The 15,488-nt window shown below is 37.1% G+C and carries 12 protein-coding genes; all 12 read left to right on the forward strand.

What is annotated here, in order from left to right:
* Positions 1 to 30: 30 nt before the first annotated feature.
* The 12 genes from QYS48_RS15250 (at position 31) to QYS48_RS15305 (ending at position 15,485) form a co-directional block, all read left to right on the forward strand.
* On the forward strand, positions 31 to 726 hold the full coding sequence (locus tag QYS48_RS15250; protein ID WP_308356675.1) for a Crp/Fnr family transcriptional regulator: 696 nt from the start codon (positions 31 to 33) through the stop codon (positions 724 to 726).
* A gap of 246 nt (positions 727 to 972) precedes the next feature.
* Positions 973 to 1,335, forward strand: coding sequence for a hypothetical protein (locus QYS48_RS15255; RefSeq protein WP_302100719.1), 363 nt, complete (start codon positions 973 to 975; stop codon positions 1,333 to 1,335).
* Positions 1,336 to 1,353: 18 nt separating this feature from the next.
* Positions 1,354 to 6,348 carry a 2-oxoacid:acceptor oxidoreductase family protein gene (locus tag QYS48_RS15260; protein WP_308356676.1) on the forward strand — a complete coding sequence of 1,665 codons (4,995 nt, stop codon included), beginning with the start codon at positions 1,354 to 1,356 and terminating at the stop codon, positions 6,346 to 6,348.
* An 8-nt stretch (positions 6,349 to 6,356) separates the two neighbouring features.
* Complete coding sequence (gene rsxC, locus QYS48_RS15265; RefSeq protein ID WP_308356677.1) at positions 6,357 to 7,688, forward strand: electron transport complex subunit RsxC; 1,332 nt, start codon at positions 6,357 to 6,359, stop codon at positions 7,686 to 7,688.
* Entirely contained in the window at positions 7,685 to 8,698 is a 1,014-nt protein-coding gene (locus tag QYS48_RS15270) for an RnfABCDGE type electron transport complex subunit D (RefSeq protein WP_302100711.1), read from the forward strand. The genes rsxC and QYS48_RS15270 overlap by 4 nt, the downstream gene beginning before the upstream one ends.
* The gene (locus QYS48_RS15275; protein ID WP_308356678.1) at positions 8,695 to 9,381 is read left to right on the forward strand and encodes an FMN-binding protein; all 687 of its coding nucleotides are present in this window, start codon (positions 8,695 to 8,697) and stop codon (positions 9,379 to 9,381) included. Before QYS48_RS15270 ends, QYS48_RS15275 begins: the two co-directional genes overlap by 4 nt.
* Positions 9,362 to 10,003, forward strand: coding sequence for an electron transport complex subunit RsxE (rsxE, locus tag QYS48_RS15280; RefSeq protein WP_302100708.1), 642 nt, complete (start codon positions 9,362 to 9,364; stop codon positions 10,001 to 10,003). Before QYS48_RS15275 ends, rsxE begins: the two co-directional genes overlap by 20 nt.
* Positions 10,000 to 10,584, forward strand: coding sequence for an electron transport complex protein RnfA (locus QYS48_RS15285; protein ID WP_302100706.1), 585 nt, complete (start codon positions 10,000 to 10,002; stop codon positions 10,582 to 10,584). Before rsxE ends, QYS48_RS15285 begins: the two co-directional genes overlap by 4 nt.
* 216 nt (positions 10,585 to 10,800) lie before the next feature.
* Positions 10,801 to 11,658 (forward strand): ferredoxin-NADP reductase, encoded by an 858-nt coding sequence (locus tag QYS48_RS15290; protein ID WP_308356679.1) that lies wholly within the window; start codon positions 10,801 to 10,803, stop codon positions 11,656 to 11,658.
* A gap of 10 nt (positions 11,659 to 11,668) precedes the next feature.
* A complete protein-coding gene (locus QYS48_RS15295) occupies positions 11,669 to 12,535 on the forward strand; it encodes an RnfABCDGE type electron transport complex subunit B (protein WP_308356680.1) in 867 nt (288 codons plus the stop codon).
* Between the two features lie 91 nt (positions 12,536 to 12,626).
* Complete coding sequence (locus tag QYS48_RS15300; protein WP_308356681.1) at positions 12,627 to 14,519, forward strand: 2-oxoacid:acceptor oxidoreductase subunit alpha; 1,893 nt, start codon at positions 12,627 to 12,629, stop codon at positions 14,517 to 14,519.
* A gap of 3 nt (positions 14,520 to 14,522) precedes the next feature.
* Positions 14,523 to 15,485, forward strand: coding sequence for a thiamine pyrophosphate-dependent enzyme (locus QYS48_RS15305; protein ID WP_308356682.1), 963 nt, complete (start codon positions 14,523 to 14,525; stop codon positions 15,483 to 15,485).
* The last annotated feature ends 3 nt before the right edge of the window (positions 15,486 to 15,488 follow it).

The following is a 15,488-nucleotide window of genomic DNA, read 5'->3' on the forward strand; positions in this document are numbered from 1 at the left end:
ATATCATAATCCCAATAAAATACCATAGAGATGAAAAATGATGTAATACCCCATTTATCTATTGATAATGAGTTGTTTAAGATTACACATAATAGTTTTAATTCCCCTTTAAACTCTCTTATTCAATACGCGGAAGAATTAAAATTCAACAAAGGACAAATTTTGTTTAATGTTGGCAATATTGCGAGAGGATTTTACATGATTGATTCTGGTGAAATTAAAGTAAGTAAGTTTGGTGTAGACGGTAAGGAACAAATCATTAAAATCTTATCAAAAGGAGATTTCATAGGTCATGAAGCCCTTCTAAATGACCATAGATTTCATGAATATACAGAAGTTCTTAAGGATGCTGACATCTTATATGTTAGCGGAGAAGATTTTAAAAAAGTAGTTGACAATGATCCTGCATTGATGAATTTTTTGGTACAAGATTTATGTAATAGTCTCAATAAAGTTGAAGACAAGCTAGTTTCTTCAGCATACGAACCTGTCAGAGGAAGACTTGCAGCAATGCTATTAGAACTTAATACTATTTATGCTAAGGATAATAACTCCGAAATTACATTAAGTAGGGCTGATTTGGCTAAATTAATTGGAACGGCTAAAGAAACTTCTATCCGTTTACTTTCTGAATTTAAATCGGAGAATCTGGTAGATTTACATGATCATTATATAATCATTAAAGACATGAAAGCCTTGAACCGGATAGCTCAGATGTATAAATAAATTTAAAAGCCAATCAATCTATATATAAGCAAGTCTGTATGTAAAGCTTTTGGGAAGCAAAGCATACAGACTTTTTAATTTCATCTCTGATTAATCAATATAGATAACCAATCTTATTTAGCTAAAACCTAAATAATTGAAATAAACAAGCCTTCCGACAAAGATCAACCTATTTACTGACTTATGTCAGTATTTACCTTAATAGCCTTTTGTAGATTTATTAGCATAATAAAACTACCTAAAATCATGGAAGAGCTATTAAAAACCAGACTAGAAAAAGCGGACGAATTACTATCGAAAGCCGAGAACGAATTATACAAACCAGAAGAGGATGTTGTGCCTTACAGCGTTTGTCAGAATGCATATCGAGCAGTTATAAATTATTTAGGTAGTTATTTAACCAAGCATGGTGAAGAATTTAAAGAAGCTACTCCAATAAAAGATTTATTAACTGCCTGCCGCAATATTGATCCTAATTTCAATGAACTTCATTTAGCACCTATGTATCACCCTATTCAAAGCGAGGATGTGTGGATGAATATGGATACAGCTAACAGCTTTGTAGCCATGGCTAAAAGAACCAAGAACATGATTATGGCTAGTCATTAATATCTAAAATTTAAAGTCATGAGTAAGAATATCAAAGCTAAATATCCTGGAATCCCTGCTGCTATGGATGGCAACTCTGCTGCCATTAGTTGTGAGCGTGAGTCGTCAGATGCTGCCGGGGCGTATCCAATCACACCCTCAACCCAAATGGGGGAATATTGGGCAGAAGAAGCAGCCAAAGGTCACTTAAATATATCTGATAAACCCTTAATCTTTATAGAACCAGAAGGTGAGCATGCTGCAGCAGCTGTAACGGCTGGTCTTTCTATGACGGGTCAAAGAGCAGCTAATTTCTCTTCCGGACAAGGGATTGCCTATATGCATGAATCTTTATATGCAGCAGTAGGCAAGCGTCTTACTTATGTGTTGAACATTGGTGCAAGAGCCATGACTAAATCAACATTAAATGTGCATGCGGGTCATGACGATTACCATGCTGTTGATGATACAGGCTTCTTTCAAATGTTTGCTAAAAATGCCCAGCATGTTGCGGATTTGAATGTAATTGCTCACCGCATTGCTGAATTAGCACTTACACCCGGAATTATTGCTCAAGATGGGTTCTTAACTACTCACTTAATTGAAAGCCTAAAAGTACCTGAACGTGAGCTCATTAAAGAATATCTAGGAAGACCAGACGATATAATTGACACTCCAACTCCAGCTCAAAGAATTATTTATGGAGAACAAAGACGAAGAATTCCTGAATTATGGGATGTTGATAATCCAGTTATGGCGGGAATTGTTCAAAACCAGGACTCCTATATGCAGAGTGTGGCAGCTCAAAGGCCATTCTTTTTTGATCATATAAAAGAGCTAAGTGATAGAGCATTTAAAGAATATGCAGAACTAACTCACAGACAATATCAAAGAGTCATGACTTATAAAGTAGAGGATGCAGACTACTTAATATTAGGTCAGGGGAGTGTAGTTTCAAGTGCTGAAGTAGTAGCTGACTACTTAAGAAAAACGAGAAAACTAAAAGTAGGTGTATTAGATTTGGTTATGTTCCGTCCGTTCCCGGCTGATTTGTTGTCGAAATACATTAAAGGTAAAAAAGGAGTGGTGGTCTTGGAAAGACTAGATCAACCTCTTGCTGAGGATCTTCCCATTGCACGTGAATTAAGAGCCGTTATCTCAAAATGTTTAGAGAACGGAATTTCGAAGGATGATAAATCCTATCCAGATTTAGAATCCTATCAACCTAAAGATGCTCCAAAAATTTATTCAGGTTCATTTGGTATGGGAAGCCGTGATTTACAAGCAGAAGGAATTATTGGAGCAGTTGAGAATATGTTACCTGATGGTAAGCATAAAAAGCAATTCTATCTATCAATAGACTTTATACACGAAAATCCTTTCACGCCAAAACAAAGGGAATATCAAGAAACCATAGAAGCTGCATATCCTAAAGTAAAAGAATTAGCTGTGCATGGTTCTGAAAATCCTAACCTTATGCCAAAAGGAGCTACAACAGTCCGTTTTCATTCGGTAGGAGGTTGGGGCGCCATTACTACTGGTAAAAACTTAGCGATGACCTTGTATGACCTCTTAGGATATGATATTAAAGCAAACCCTAAATATGGATCAGAGAAAAAAGGACAACCTACAACCTACTATTTAGCAGCCGCACCAGAACCTATTAGAATGAATAGTGAATTCTATTTTGTAGATGTAGTGTTGTCTCCTGATCCAAATGTATTCAAGCATACAAATGCACTAGCTGGACTCAAAAAAGGGGGGTGTTTTATTATTCAAAGTGATAAAAACAATCCGGAAGAAGTATGGAATTCTATTCCTAAGCAATATCAAAAACTTATTGTAAAGAATGATATTCGAATTTTCTATATAGACGGATTTAAGATCGCAAGAGAAGAAGCTACTGATCCTGAACTACAGTTACGTATGCAAGGAATAGCCTTTCAGGGAGCATTCTTTGCAGCTTCTCCTCTAATGGAGTCAGCAGGACTTAATGATAAACAGCTGTTAAAAGCAATTGAAGATCAATTGCAATCCAAATTTGGTAGCAAAGGACAAAGAGTGGTGGATGATAATATGAGAGTGGTAAAAAGAGGCTTTACAGAGGTTCATGAAATCACTGAAAAAGTTGTTCAAAATGGTTCAGGCAATAAATCGAAAGCTGAAGTTGGTGTACCATTACCGATTATGTTAAAAGACACTCCAAAGAGTAAATCTAAACTAAGTGATATCCATCGATTCTGGGAACAAACCGGTAATTTCTATGCTCAAGGTATGGGTAGCGATAATCTTACCGATCCATTTATTGGATTGAGTTTGATGCCTGCTGCATCCTCAAACTTCAGAGATATGACAGGAATACGTTTTACTCACCCTGAGTGGAATGCAAACAACTGTACTGCTTGTGGTAAATGTTATACTGCATGTCCTGATACTGCTATACCAGGCTTAGTGAGTGACTTAAAAGATGTTCTAGATACTGTAGTAAAGAGAGTTAAGAAAGAGCACGATAATGTAAAACACCTTCAGAAAGCAGTACGCAGCATGGAAGGAAAGATTAGAGCCAGATTTAATAGTGCATCAAATGGTGCCACTGTAAATAATTATTTACATGATGCGATAGCACAAATGATAGAGGATCATAAAGAAGAAACTGATCTTGTGCAAGAATTAGGTTGGTTTAAAGAAGAATTGGGTGATTTTCAATTTGCACTTACTCGACCATATTATCATTTAAACGAAAAGAAATCACCTAATAGCGGTGGATTATTCAGTATCACGATTAATCCAAATGCATGTAAAGGTTGTAATGAGTGTATTCAGGTTTGTGATGATGATGCTTTGAAAGCAGTAACTCAAACAGAGGAATCAGTAGCTAACTTAAGAAAGAATTGGGATCTATGGAATGATTTACCCAATACACCAGAGAAATACAATCGAATTGATGACCTGGAGGCTAAAATTGGTCCTTTAGAAACCTTGTTGCTTAATAAGGAAGCCTATTCAAGTTTTTCAAGCGGAGATGGAGCCTGCTTAGGTTGTTCAGAGAAATCCGTAGTCCATTTATTTATAGCAACAGTAGAATCATTGATGCAGCCACGCATCAAAAAACACATTGCAAAACTTGATGAATTAATTGAAAAGTTAGAACAACGCATTCAAGCTAAACTAATTGAAACGGTAAATATTAATGATACTGAAGCGATAGAAAGAATTTTAAAGGATTCTAATGATACAGATCTTAGCATGTCTGTTATTGCTTCAAAATTAGAAGCCGAAAATGGAAGCATACCAATCGACCAGGACTGGCTAGCTGAAACCACCCATTTGTTATCGCAATTAAAAAGATTGAGATGGAAATATACAGAAGGCAATACCGGTAAAGGAAGATCATCAATGGGGATGACCAATGCTACAGGATGTACTTCTGTTTGGGGAAGTACCTATCCATATAATCCATATCCATTCCCTTGGGCTAATCATTTATTTCAGGATTCTACCTCTATGGCAATGGGTATTTTTGAAGGACATATGGCAAAAATGGCAGAAGGATTTGTAGCCATAAGAAAAGCTGAATTAGAATTAGCTGGAAAATATGATCCAGAGGATAATAAAGACTTCTTCACCTATTTTAATTGGCATCAATTTACAGATGAAGAGTGGCTGCTTTGCCCCCCAGTTGTAGCATTAGGTGGTGATGGTGCCATGTATGATATAGGTTTTCAAAACCTTTCTAGAATGATGGCATCAGGAAAACCAATTAAAGTCATCACTGTCGATACTCAGGTATATTCAAATACTGGTGGTCAAGCATGTACATCAGGCTTTATTGGTCAAGTATCTGACATGGCTCAATACGGTAAAGTATGGAAAGGTAAACCAGAGCCTAGAAAAGAAATAGGACTTATCGCAATGGCACATAGAAATACTTATGTGATGCAATCTAGCCTTGCCAATACAAGTCATATGATTGAAGGTTTTATAGATGGATTAAGCACCAAAAGACCAGCTCTGTTCAATCTTTATACTACCTGTCAGCCAGAACATGGTGTGGCAGATGATATGGGCGTACATCAAGCTAAATTAGCTGTTGAGTCTAGAGCTTATCCACTCTTCAAATATAATCCTGATTTGGGAGTGAAAGTAGAAGAAGCACTAGATCTCAAAGGAAACCCAGCTATTGATCAAGATTGGCCTTCATATGAATTGAAATATGAGGAAAATGGGATTCAGAAATCAATGGAAGTACCGATGACTTTCGCAGATTTTGCAATTACTGAAGCTCGTTTTAGAAAGCATTTTAGAAACGCTCCAAGAAATAGCTGGAATGATAAAATGCTTATGCTTTCTGATTTCTTAAATCTAGAAAAATCAGACAGAGAAGATAAATTTCCATACATATGGGCTGTAGATCGTAATAATCAGCTGAGCAGAGTATTGGTAGATAAAACCATAGTAGAATCTTGCGAGGAAAGAAGAGATTTCTGGATAATGCTACGTGATTTATCAGATTATGAAGCTAAAATGGATACTACTTCTGAAGTTGATCTTGAAAGTAAAATCAGATCTGAAGTAGTTCAGAAAATCACTCAAAAATTGATGCAACTAGCCTCAGGTAATGGGGATGTCAAAATTGATCCCAGTATAAAACCAATTGCAGTTACTGAATCAGTTGAATTAAATCAATCTAATGTTCATGAGCAACAGACTGCTGTAGCAGTAAAGGAAGAACCTAAAACTGAAACTGCACAAAAAGAAGAAGAGTCAATTCCGCAGCAAGACGCCAGCATGGAACCTTGGCTTGAAAGCGATGAGTGTACATCCTGTGATGAATGTATCAATTTAAATCCAAAGATTTTTGCCTACAATGAAGATAAGAAAGCCTACATCAAAGATCCTAATGGAGGCCCATATTCGGATTTAGTGGTTGCTGCTGAAAAATGTACGGCTCAGGTGATTCATCCTGGCTTACCAAAAAATAAGGACGCTAAGGATATCGATAAATGGATTACAAGAGGTGAAAAGTATAATTAATCATAATCATGCTACTAACTCAAAATACCTTTAAGCATGGAATTCATCCACCAGAAAATAAGGATGAAACCAAAGGATTGCCAAGAAGACAATTTTCCTTTGCACCCTTATTAATCTTGCCTTTATCTCAACACATTGGTAAAGCTGGGAAAATAGTGGTGCGTGAAGGACAAGAGGTAGTAAGAGGTCAGTTATTAGCTGAATCAGATGGTTTTCTTTCAGTGCCTTTACATTCACCTGTAAGTGGCACTGTTAAGAAAATCGCTAATGTTCCTACACTTTCAGGAAAAATGACACCCGGCATCTATCTCGAAAGCTTTCCTTCATCAACTCAAGAAATTATAGAAGGTGAAGCTGTTGATTTAGAAAGTGCAAGCGTAGATGAGATCATAAAAGGGATTCAACAAGCTGGAATAGTAGGCTTAGGTGGCGCAGCATTTCCAACTCATGCAAAAATCAAGATTCCTGAAGGAAAACATTGCGATACCCTAATTATCAATGGGATTGAATGTGAACCTTATCTCACAACAGATCATCGGGTTATGCTTGAGCAAGATCAGGATATCTTTATGGGAATCAGGTATTTAATGAAAGCAACTCAAGCCAAAAAATGTATCATTGGAATTGAAGCCAACAAGCAAGATGCTGCGGATTACCTATCAGCAAAGCTACCAAAGGATATTCCTATTTCAGTAAAAGTTGTACCAGTGAAATACCCACAAGGAGCTGAAAAAATGTTGATCACCGCACTACTTGGAAAAGAAGTTCCTTCGGGCGGCTTACCAATTGAGGTTAATGCTGTAGTAGTAAATGTTGCCACTACAGCAGAAATCGGAAGGCTATTACCACATGGTAGAGGAATTCAAGAAAGAGTAATTACAGTTACAGGTCCTGGTGTAAAAAATAAGGGAAATTATCTTGTGCCAATCGGAACTCCATTACGGTTTTTGCTAGATCGAGTAGGAGTAGATGAAAATATGAGTGAAGTGTATATGGGAGGTCCCATGATGGGAATGGCTGTCGCTAATCTCGACATTTCCATTGTTAAAGGAACCTCAGCAGTAGTGGTTTTTACCAGCAAAGAAATAAACTCAAATAATAAGGTTTATCCATGTATTAAATGTGGAGCATGTGTAGATGCTTGTCCTTTGTCACTTAATCCATCAAAACTAGGATTATTAGCCAAATTTGAATCCTACGATAAAATGGCAGCTGAATATCATTTGATGGATTGCTTTGAGTGTGGTTCATGCTCTTATGTTTGTCCTTCCCATATCCCATTAGTACAATATTTCAGACTTTCAAAATCGATCATTCGAAAACAAAATGTGAAATCATGAAAAAGCAAAGTCTTCATATTAGCACTTCACCCCATCTTGCTCAAGGCACTAGTGTTGAGGTAATTATGAGAAATGTAGTCTATGCTTTGCTACCTTTATCATTCTATTCAGTATATGCTTTTGGTTGGAATGCAGCTCTTGTTATACTAACGGCTGTATTTTCAGCTGTTTTAACCGAACATGTTCTCAGCAAGCTTTCAAATAAAGCAAGTACCATAAGTGACTGGTCAGCAGTAATTACTGGTTTACTACTTGGTTTAACTTTACCCCCAATATTTCCATTATGGATGACCTTTTTAGGAGGAGTAATTGCTATTGCAATGGGTAAGTTTCTTTTTGGTGGTTTAGGATATAATGTATTTAATCCTGCATTAGTGGGGCGAGCAGTACTACAAGCTGCCTTTCCTGTTGCTATAACCACCTGGCAAGATGCTTTTTCAATTGATCGATTTACATCCGTTAATTCTTCAATCTGGGCTATACCATTTATGATGCCCGTTGTGGACGGTACTTCTGGAGCAACGCCCCTTTCTGCCTTCAAATTTGATGGTGTAGTTACTGATACAAGCGATTTAGCTATGGGGCTAGTCAGCGGTTCAGCAGGAGAAACTAGTGCTGTTTTAATACTTATAGGTGGACTCTACTTAGTAATCAGAAACTTCATGAATTGGAAAATTCCGATTTCTATACTGCTAACGGTATTTATTTTTAGTGGAATTCTCTACTCAATTAATCCAGAACTATATCCATCACCAGGTTTTATGTTATTTTCTGGCGGCTTAATGTTAGGGGCGGTATTTATGGCTTCTGATATGGTGGCCTCACCCATTACTACCCTAGGTGTAATCGTATATGGTGTAATCATCGGAAGTATGATTGTAATTATAAGAATATGGGGTGGTTTACCAGAGGGTGTTATGTATGCCATTTTATTTGGGAATGCATTATCGCCTCATATTGACCGACTTATACAAAATAGAGTATATGGAACTTCATCTGCAAAATCATGAAAGAAACTACTCAAATAGCACCCACTAATAGTTTTAAAATGATTAAAGCAATGGCTTTGATTGGAATACTTTGTGGTCTTTTAATTGTATTAACTTATGAGGGTACGCTGGCAAGAATAGCAGACCTAAAGGAAAAAGCTTTACAGGAAGCAATCTTTAAAGTTCTTCCAGGAAGTACTCAAACACAGGCCTTTTCTTATAATAAGTCCTCATTTGATATAGCTTCAAAAGGAGATCAAAATTTAGTTTACGCTGGATATGATGAAAATGGAGAATTGATAGGACTTGCAATCGTTGCCTCAGGTCAAGGTTATGCTGATGTCATTAGAGTTCTATATGGTTATAGTATTGATAATCAAAAGATAATAGGTTTTTATGTATTAGAAAGTAAAGAGACTCCTGGCCTAGGAGATAAAATAGAAAAAGATCCGAGTTTCTTATCAAATTTTGAGGCATTGGATGCTAGCCTTAATGAAGCGAAATCAGCAATTCAAAATAAGATAGTCACAGTAAAGAAAGGGGAGAAAGTAAACGAGTGGGAGATTGATGGTATTACAGGTGCAACAATTTCCTCAAGAGCCATAGGGGATATAATTGGAAAAAGTACTCAAAAATGGATTCCAATCATTTATAAAAATCAATCTGTTTTTAAAAAGTATAGAAATGAGCAATCTCAACAGTAATAATGAGCTATTAAAGAAAGTACCCACTTCTACAGATGAGTTTATAAAGGGCTTATGGAAGGAAAACCCAGTTTTTGTTCAAGTATTGGGAATGTGTCCTGTTCTTGCAGTTTCAAATACTGCTGCTAATGCAGTCGCAATGGGACTAGCAACTGCTTTTGTATTACTGATGTCTAATGTATTGGTATCCTTACTTCGTAATTTTATTCCAAAGCAAGTCAGGATAGCCTCCTATATTTTAATCATAGCCACTTTTGTAACCATAGTAGACTATAGCATTCAGGCTATAAGCGTAGAATTACACAAAAGTTTGGGAGCATTTATTTCATTAATAGTAGTTAACTGCTTGATATTGAGCAGAGCAGAAGCCTTTGCTTCTAAAAACACGGTAGGTAAATCTATTATGGATGCATTAGGCATGGGAATAGGATTTACTATTGCATTATTCAGCTTGGGAGCAGTAAGAGAAATCTTAGGAAATGGCTCCTTTTTCGGAATCACTCTTTTTCCTGAAGGTTTTCAAGATTGGGTGATCATGGTATTACCGGCTGGTGGCTTTTTCACTTTAGCTGCATGGCTTTTAGTATTCAATATCTATAAACAAAAAAGAGCAGAGTCATGAATTCAGAAAGCCTTTCCCAAATATTCATTAGCGCAAGTTTAGTTAATAACTTTGTGTTGGCCTATTTCTTAGGTATTTGCCCTTTCTTAGGAGTTTCTGGTAAAATTGAAACCTCTACCAAGATGGGAGCTGCCGTTACTTTTGTGATGTTAATTAGCTCAGTTTCAGCATATGCAATTCATGCCTTTTTAATAGCTATTGATGCTCCTTTCTTACAATTAATAAGCTACATAGTGGTAATTGCTTCTACGGTACAACTTGTAGAAATGTTAGTAAAAAAATTAAGCCCAGCCCTTTTCAAGGCATTAGGTATTTTCCTACCCTTGATTACAACCAATTGCGCCATTTTGGGGCTGGCACTATTTCAAACCAATAAAGGCTATGACTTATTACAAAGTGTAGTCTATGCATTAGGTGCTGGTGCGGGTTTTACGCTCGCACTTATTTTAATCTCAGGACTAAGAGAGCAATTAGATTTAGCTGATGTACCTAAGGTCATCAGAGGAACTGTTTTAACCCTTATAGTAGCAGGTATATTATCACTGGTATTTATGGGTTTCTCAGGTTTAGGAGGAAAATAAAATGAAGAGATGATATTAAAATATTCGATAGCGGTACTCGCCATTGCGGGTTTAATGATCCTTTGGGCTCTCATACAATATTTATGGGGTAAAACATTCAAAGGTGAGCATCAAGATGCCGATGTCCTGGCTGGAAGATCTTCTTGCGGCAGTTGTGGATGCGGTACAGTTTGTAAGCTCAAGAAAAAGAGCGTGAAAAATTAAAATGATAAAGACATGGCACATTTATCAGATTATGATATCAGGAAGCAATACTATGCTAAGGTATTAAAAACAAGAAGGTTAAGCCCTCCTGATGCAGAAGAAGTTAGAGAACTCACTTTAGAAGTTCAAGATCCAAGTTTTGACTGCAAAATAGATCAAAGTTTTGGTGTATTAGTTGAAAAGCATGATGATTTTGGGAATACATTGAATCACCGTTTATACAGCGTTGCCGATATTCCTGAAAAGGATATTGATAAAACAATTATCACCTTATTGGTGAAAAGGTGCAATTATATTGATGCCTTCAGTGGTGAATTATATAACGGTATTGTTTCGAACTATTTATGTGATAGAAAAGCAGGTGACAAAATTATCATTACAGGTCCTTATGAATTACCATTTGAAATACCTGAAGATAAAAATGCGAATCTAATTCTAATAGGAATGGGCACTGGAATAGCGCCATTCAGAGCTTTTATTAAACATATTTATCATAATGTGAAAGATTGGCGCGGCCGTATATTATTGTTTTACGGTGCCAAAACTGGATTGGAACTACTCTATCAGAATGAAGAGGATGATGATCTTACTAACTATTACAATGAGGATACTTTTAAAGCTATTCATGCCTACAGCCCGAGACCATTATGGCACGATCCCGTTGTGATTGATCAATCTATTGAGGAACGTTCTGAGGAGATTATAGAAATGCTATCACATTTGAATACCTACATCTATATAGCGGGTCATAAAAAAGTGAAAGAAGGATTAGATAAAGCATTTGCAAAGGTAGTGGGTTCTGAAGAAAAATGGAAAGCTAGAAAAGCAGAACTGAAAGCAGGTAAGAAATGGATTGAGTTAATTTATTAAGAAGTTAAAAATGGGCGTTATAATTGCCGTAATCGCAATAGGAGGATTAACTCTATTTCTTGCAGTAATGTTGGTGATAGCCAATAAGAAACTGTACGTATATGAAGATCCTCGAATTGACCAAGTGGAAACTATGTTGCCTAAAGCCAATTGTGGTGCATGTGGTTATCCGGGTTGCAGACCTTTTGCTGAAGCTTTAGTGAAAGGTGATGTTCTTCCAGGAAAATGTACAGTAAGTTCTGATGAAGGTCGAAGTGCGATAGGTGATTACTTAGGAATCTCAGTTGGGGATGAAGAAAAAAAGGTCGCTCGTTTAGCTTGCGCTGGGGGAACCAATGTGGCTCGAAATAAGGCTCAGTATGAAGGGATTGATAGTTGTCAAGCTGCCACTTTAATTTCGGGTGGTGGAAAAGCTTGTTCATGGGGCTGTTTAGGATTAGGAGATTGTGAAAAGGCTTGTGATTTTGATGCAATTCACATGGATGAACATGGTTTGCCGGTAGTTAATACCGCTAAATGTACTGCATGTGGCGATTGTGTAATTGCTTGCCCTAAAGATCTATTTTCAATTGAACCTATTAGCCATCATCTATGGGTCGCATGTAAAAATCTGGAAAAGGGGGATGAAATCTTAGAGGATTGCCAAGTTGCCTGCACTGCTTGTGGGCGATGTGCCATGGATGCTCCTCTGGATTTAATTACCATGAGAAATAACTTACCTGTTATTGATTATTCTATTGATCAACAAAATATGGATCCAATTCAAAGATGCCCAACAGGTGCCATATTATGGTTAGATAATCAACTAGGAGCTGTAAAAGGAAAGAATAGTAAAAAGATTATACGAAAAGGAGAGCGTGAAATGGGCTATTCATAAAATGGCTGACTTCTATCGCTAAAAGTGCTGATCTTTATCAGTATAATTTAAATAAAATCTGTCTTAATTAGTCATATTCAAAGCGTTTATCATGGAAACTACCTCAGAAAGTATACATTCTGAAACCATCGGAATGGAAAGGAAGGAAATAAAAGAGGCCATCATTGAAATTGTAAGCGATTCCGGTGAAGGAGCTCAAAAGTGCGGTCAAAGTTTAGGTATTATCTCCGCTAAGATGGGAAATGGCGTATGGACAGTTGAAATTATTCCTTCTGAAATTCGACCACCTGCCCGTTCTAGAGAAGGAGCCTCTGGAATTAGAGTGCGGATGGGCACTGATAAAATCACCAATATGGGAGGCCATGCTGATATGGTAGTGGCTCTAAATGAACAAGTATTATATGGAAGAATTAAGCAACAAGCCTATAAACCTGGTACTTATTTATTGATTGAAAATAAATGGGCTACTCATACCGAAGAAACAAAAGAAGCATACGAGCAATCTATTAAAGAATTTACTGAGCTGGGCTATAATATCATTGAAATTCCTATGGAAAAGGAATGCCTAAAACATGTCAGTGATGCACGAAAAGGTAAAAACATGTGGGTTTTAGGTCTATTGAGTAATATTTATGATAGAGATTTAAAACTTGCCGAAGAACAAATCAAAGCTATATTTTCTAAAAAAGGAGATGAGATTATCCAAAACAACCTAGATCTTTTACATGCTGGCTATGAATATGCGAAGGATAATCTACCTATGCATTTCACAATACCGACCAAAAAGCGACAAGGAGACTATGTAGTAATGAATGGTAATGAAGCCTTGAGTTTAGGAGTTATGTCAGCTGGAATTGAAGTTTGTTCAATGTATCCTATTACACCGGCTACATCAGCTACTCATGCTATGGCAGCCGCCTTAGAAAATGCAGGTGGTATCATTCATCAAGCCGAGGATGAAATTGCAGCGATAGGTTTTGCAGTAGGAGCATCATTTGGGGGTAAAACAGCGGTTACGATTACATCAGGGCCAGGTATAGCCTTAAAAACTGAATTCATTGGACTGGCAGTAATGGCTGAAATACCATTAGTCATTATTGATGTTCAGCGTGGTGGACCTTCTACCGGTTTGCCTACAAAAGTGGAGCAAGGAGATTTATTAGCCGTATTGTATGGGGCAGCAGGGGATGCCCCTAAAATAGTACTTGCTCCATCTACTATTGAAGAATGCTTCCATTATATCATATTAGCTAGGAAAATAGCTGAAACTTTCAGATCACCGGTATTTGTGCTGACTGATGCAAATTTAGCAACTGGTGTTCAACCCTTTCCTCGACCAAAAGTGAATCCTGAATGGTTTCCTGGACCATTAGATCAAAGTAAATGGAAAGAAGGACTTAGAGCCTATGATTGGGATCCTAACACAGGTATTAGTAAAAGACCTATTCCAGGCCAAAAAGGAGGGATGTATACCCTAACTGGACTGGCTCATGATGAAGAAAGTCATGTGGCTTATCAGCCAGATGTAAATCAAAGGGGAGCTGAAAGTAGAAGTAGAAAACTTGCTGCCTTAGGCAATACTTTAAAACCACCTGAAATTCATGGTGATGAAAAAGGTAATTTGCTATTAGTAGGTTGGGGTTCAACTAGAGGAGCAATTGAGGAAGCCGTTGACATGGCAAGAAAAAATGGTGCAAAAGTTAGCAGTATCCATTTACGGTTTTTGAGCCCAATGGAACCGGGTATCAAAGAAATATTCAAGAATTTCAAAAAGGTGATGACAGTAGAAATTAATTATAGTGACACTGTAGGACAGCCTTTGATTACTGAAGATAACAGGCGCTATGCTCAATTAGCATGGTATTTAAGAGCGCAAACACTTATTGATGTGGATTGCTACAGCAATGTGTATGGTCAACCGATGAGTCCCATCCGCATATTGGAAAGAATAGAGCAAGAGCTCGGACAAACTTTAATGGACTAGAAAATGATAAGTATTAAACCAGATTTCTGTGACTTAAGTTTTGCCAATGACGAACTGCTGGGAATAGAAGATTATGAAAGCAGCAAGGCAAGATGGTGTTCCGGCTGCGGAGCTCATACTATTTTACACAATGTTCAACAACTTTGCAGAGATGAACAGCTTCCACCCGAAAAAACTGTTTTTGTATCAGGAATAGGATGTAGTAGTAGATTTCCACATTATATGAAAACCTATGGCTTCCATGGATTACACGGTAGAGCTCTTCCTGTTGCTGGTGGAATAAAGTTTAGAAGGCCAGATTTGAATGTCTTTGTTATCACCGGTGATGGAGATTGCTGTTCAATAGGGGCAGGGCATTGGGTGCATGCAATTCGATACAATATGAAAATGGTCGTTTTGCTTTTTGATAATTCAATATATGGTCTCACTAAAAAACAAACATCTCCTACAAGTCCATTAGGTATTCATACCAATACCCATCCGAGAGGATCAGTGTTGCCACCTATTCATCCAATTCAATCTACCTTGGGCTTCTCTAATGTCTCTTTTGTAGCCCAAACAGTAGACTGGAAACCTGCACACTTATATGCTACCCTTAAAAAAGCATATGATCATCCAGGTTTAGCATTTGTACGAATCGTTCAACGCTGCCCAATATGGATGAAGGACAGTTATGAACCAGTTGTAAAAGATCCCAATGCCATAACGCTTTTACAACACGAAAATGGAATTGTTATCGATAGTAAAGCGACTCAAAAGTTTCATAATTTAAAAGAACATGATCCTTCGAATTTAATTAAAGCAAGAGAATTAGTAGAAACAACAAAAGATACCACACCAATTGGGTTATTTTATCAAAATAAAGAAGCCACTAGATATGATGAATACGGTGCCCATAATATGGGAATTTCAGCCGAGGATAAAACCGAAGCTATCAATACATTGATGGATAAATATGCGATATAAATG

The sequence above is a fragment of the Marivirga arenosa genome (assembly GCF_030503895.2).
Taxonomy (GTDB): domain Bacteria; phylum Bacteroidota; class Bacteroidia; order Cytophagales; family Cyclobacteriaceae; genus Marivirga; species Marivirga arenosa.

Excerpts from the sequence above, each read along its gene's own strand:
- rsxE (WP_302100708.1), top strand. The coding sequence starts at position 9,362 with ATGAGCAATCTCAACAGTAATAATGAGCTATTAAAGAAAGTACCCACT.
- rsxC (WP_308356677.1), top strand. The coding sequence starts at position 6,357 with ATGCTACTAACTCAAAATACCTTTAAGCATGGAATTCATCCACCAGAA.
- QYS48_RS15295 (WP_308356680.1), top strand. The coding sequence starts at position 11,669 with ATGGGCGTTATAATTGCCGTAATCGCAATAGGAGGATTAACTCTATTT.
- QYS48_RS15260 (WP_308356676.1), top strand. The coding sequence starts at position 1,354 with ATGAGTAAGAATATCAAAGCTAAATATCCTGGAATCCCTGCTGCTATG.
- QYS48_RS15275 (WP_308356678.1), top strand. The coding sequence starts at position 8,695 with ATGAAAGAAACTACTCAAATAGCACCCACTAATAGTTTTAAAATGATT.
- QYS48_RS15255 (WP_302100719.1), top strand. The coding sequence starts at position 973 with ATGGAAGAGCTATTAAAAACCAGACTAGAAAAAGCGGACGAATTACTA.
- QYS48_RS15250 (WP_308356675.1), top strand. The coding sequence starts at position 31 with ATGAAAAATGATGTAATACCCCATTTATCTATTGATAATGAGTTGTTT.
- QYS48_RS15300 (WP_308356681.1), top strand. The coding sequence starts at position 12,627 with ATGGAAACTACCTCAGAAAGTATACATTCTGAAACCATCGGAATGGAA.
- QYS48_RS15270 (WP_302100711.1), top strand. The coding sequence starts at position 7,685 with ATGAAAAAGCAAAGTCTTCATATTAGCACTTCACCCCATCTTGCTCAA.
- QYS48_RS15305 (WP_308356682.1), top strand. The coding sequence starts at position 14,523 with ATGATAAGTATTAAACCAGATTTCTGTGACTTAAGTTTTGCCAATGAC.
- QYS48_RS15290 (WP_308356679.1), top strand. The coding sequence starts at position 10,801 with ATGGCACATTTATCAGATTATGATATCAGGAAGCAATACTATGCTAAG.
- QYS48_RS15285 (WP_302100706.1), top strand. The coding sequence starts at position 10,000 with ATGAATTCAGAAAGCCTTTCCCAAATATTCATTAGCGCAAGTTTAGTT.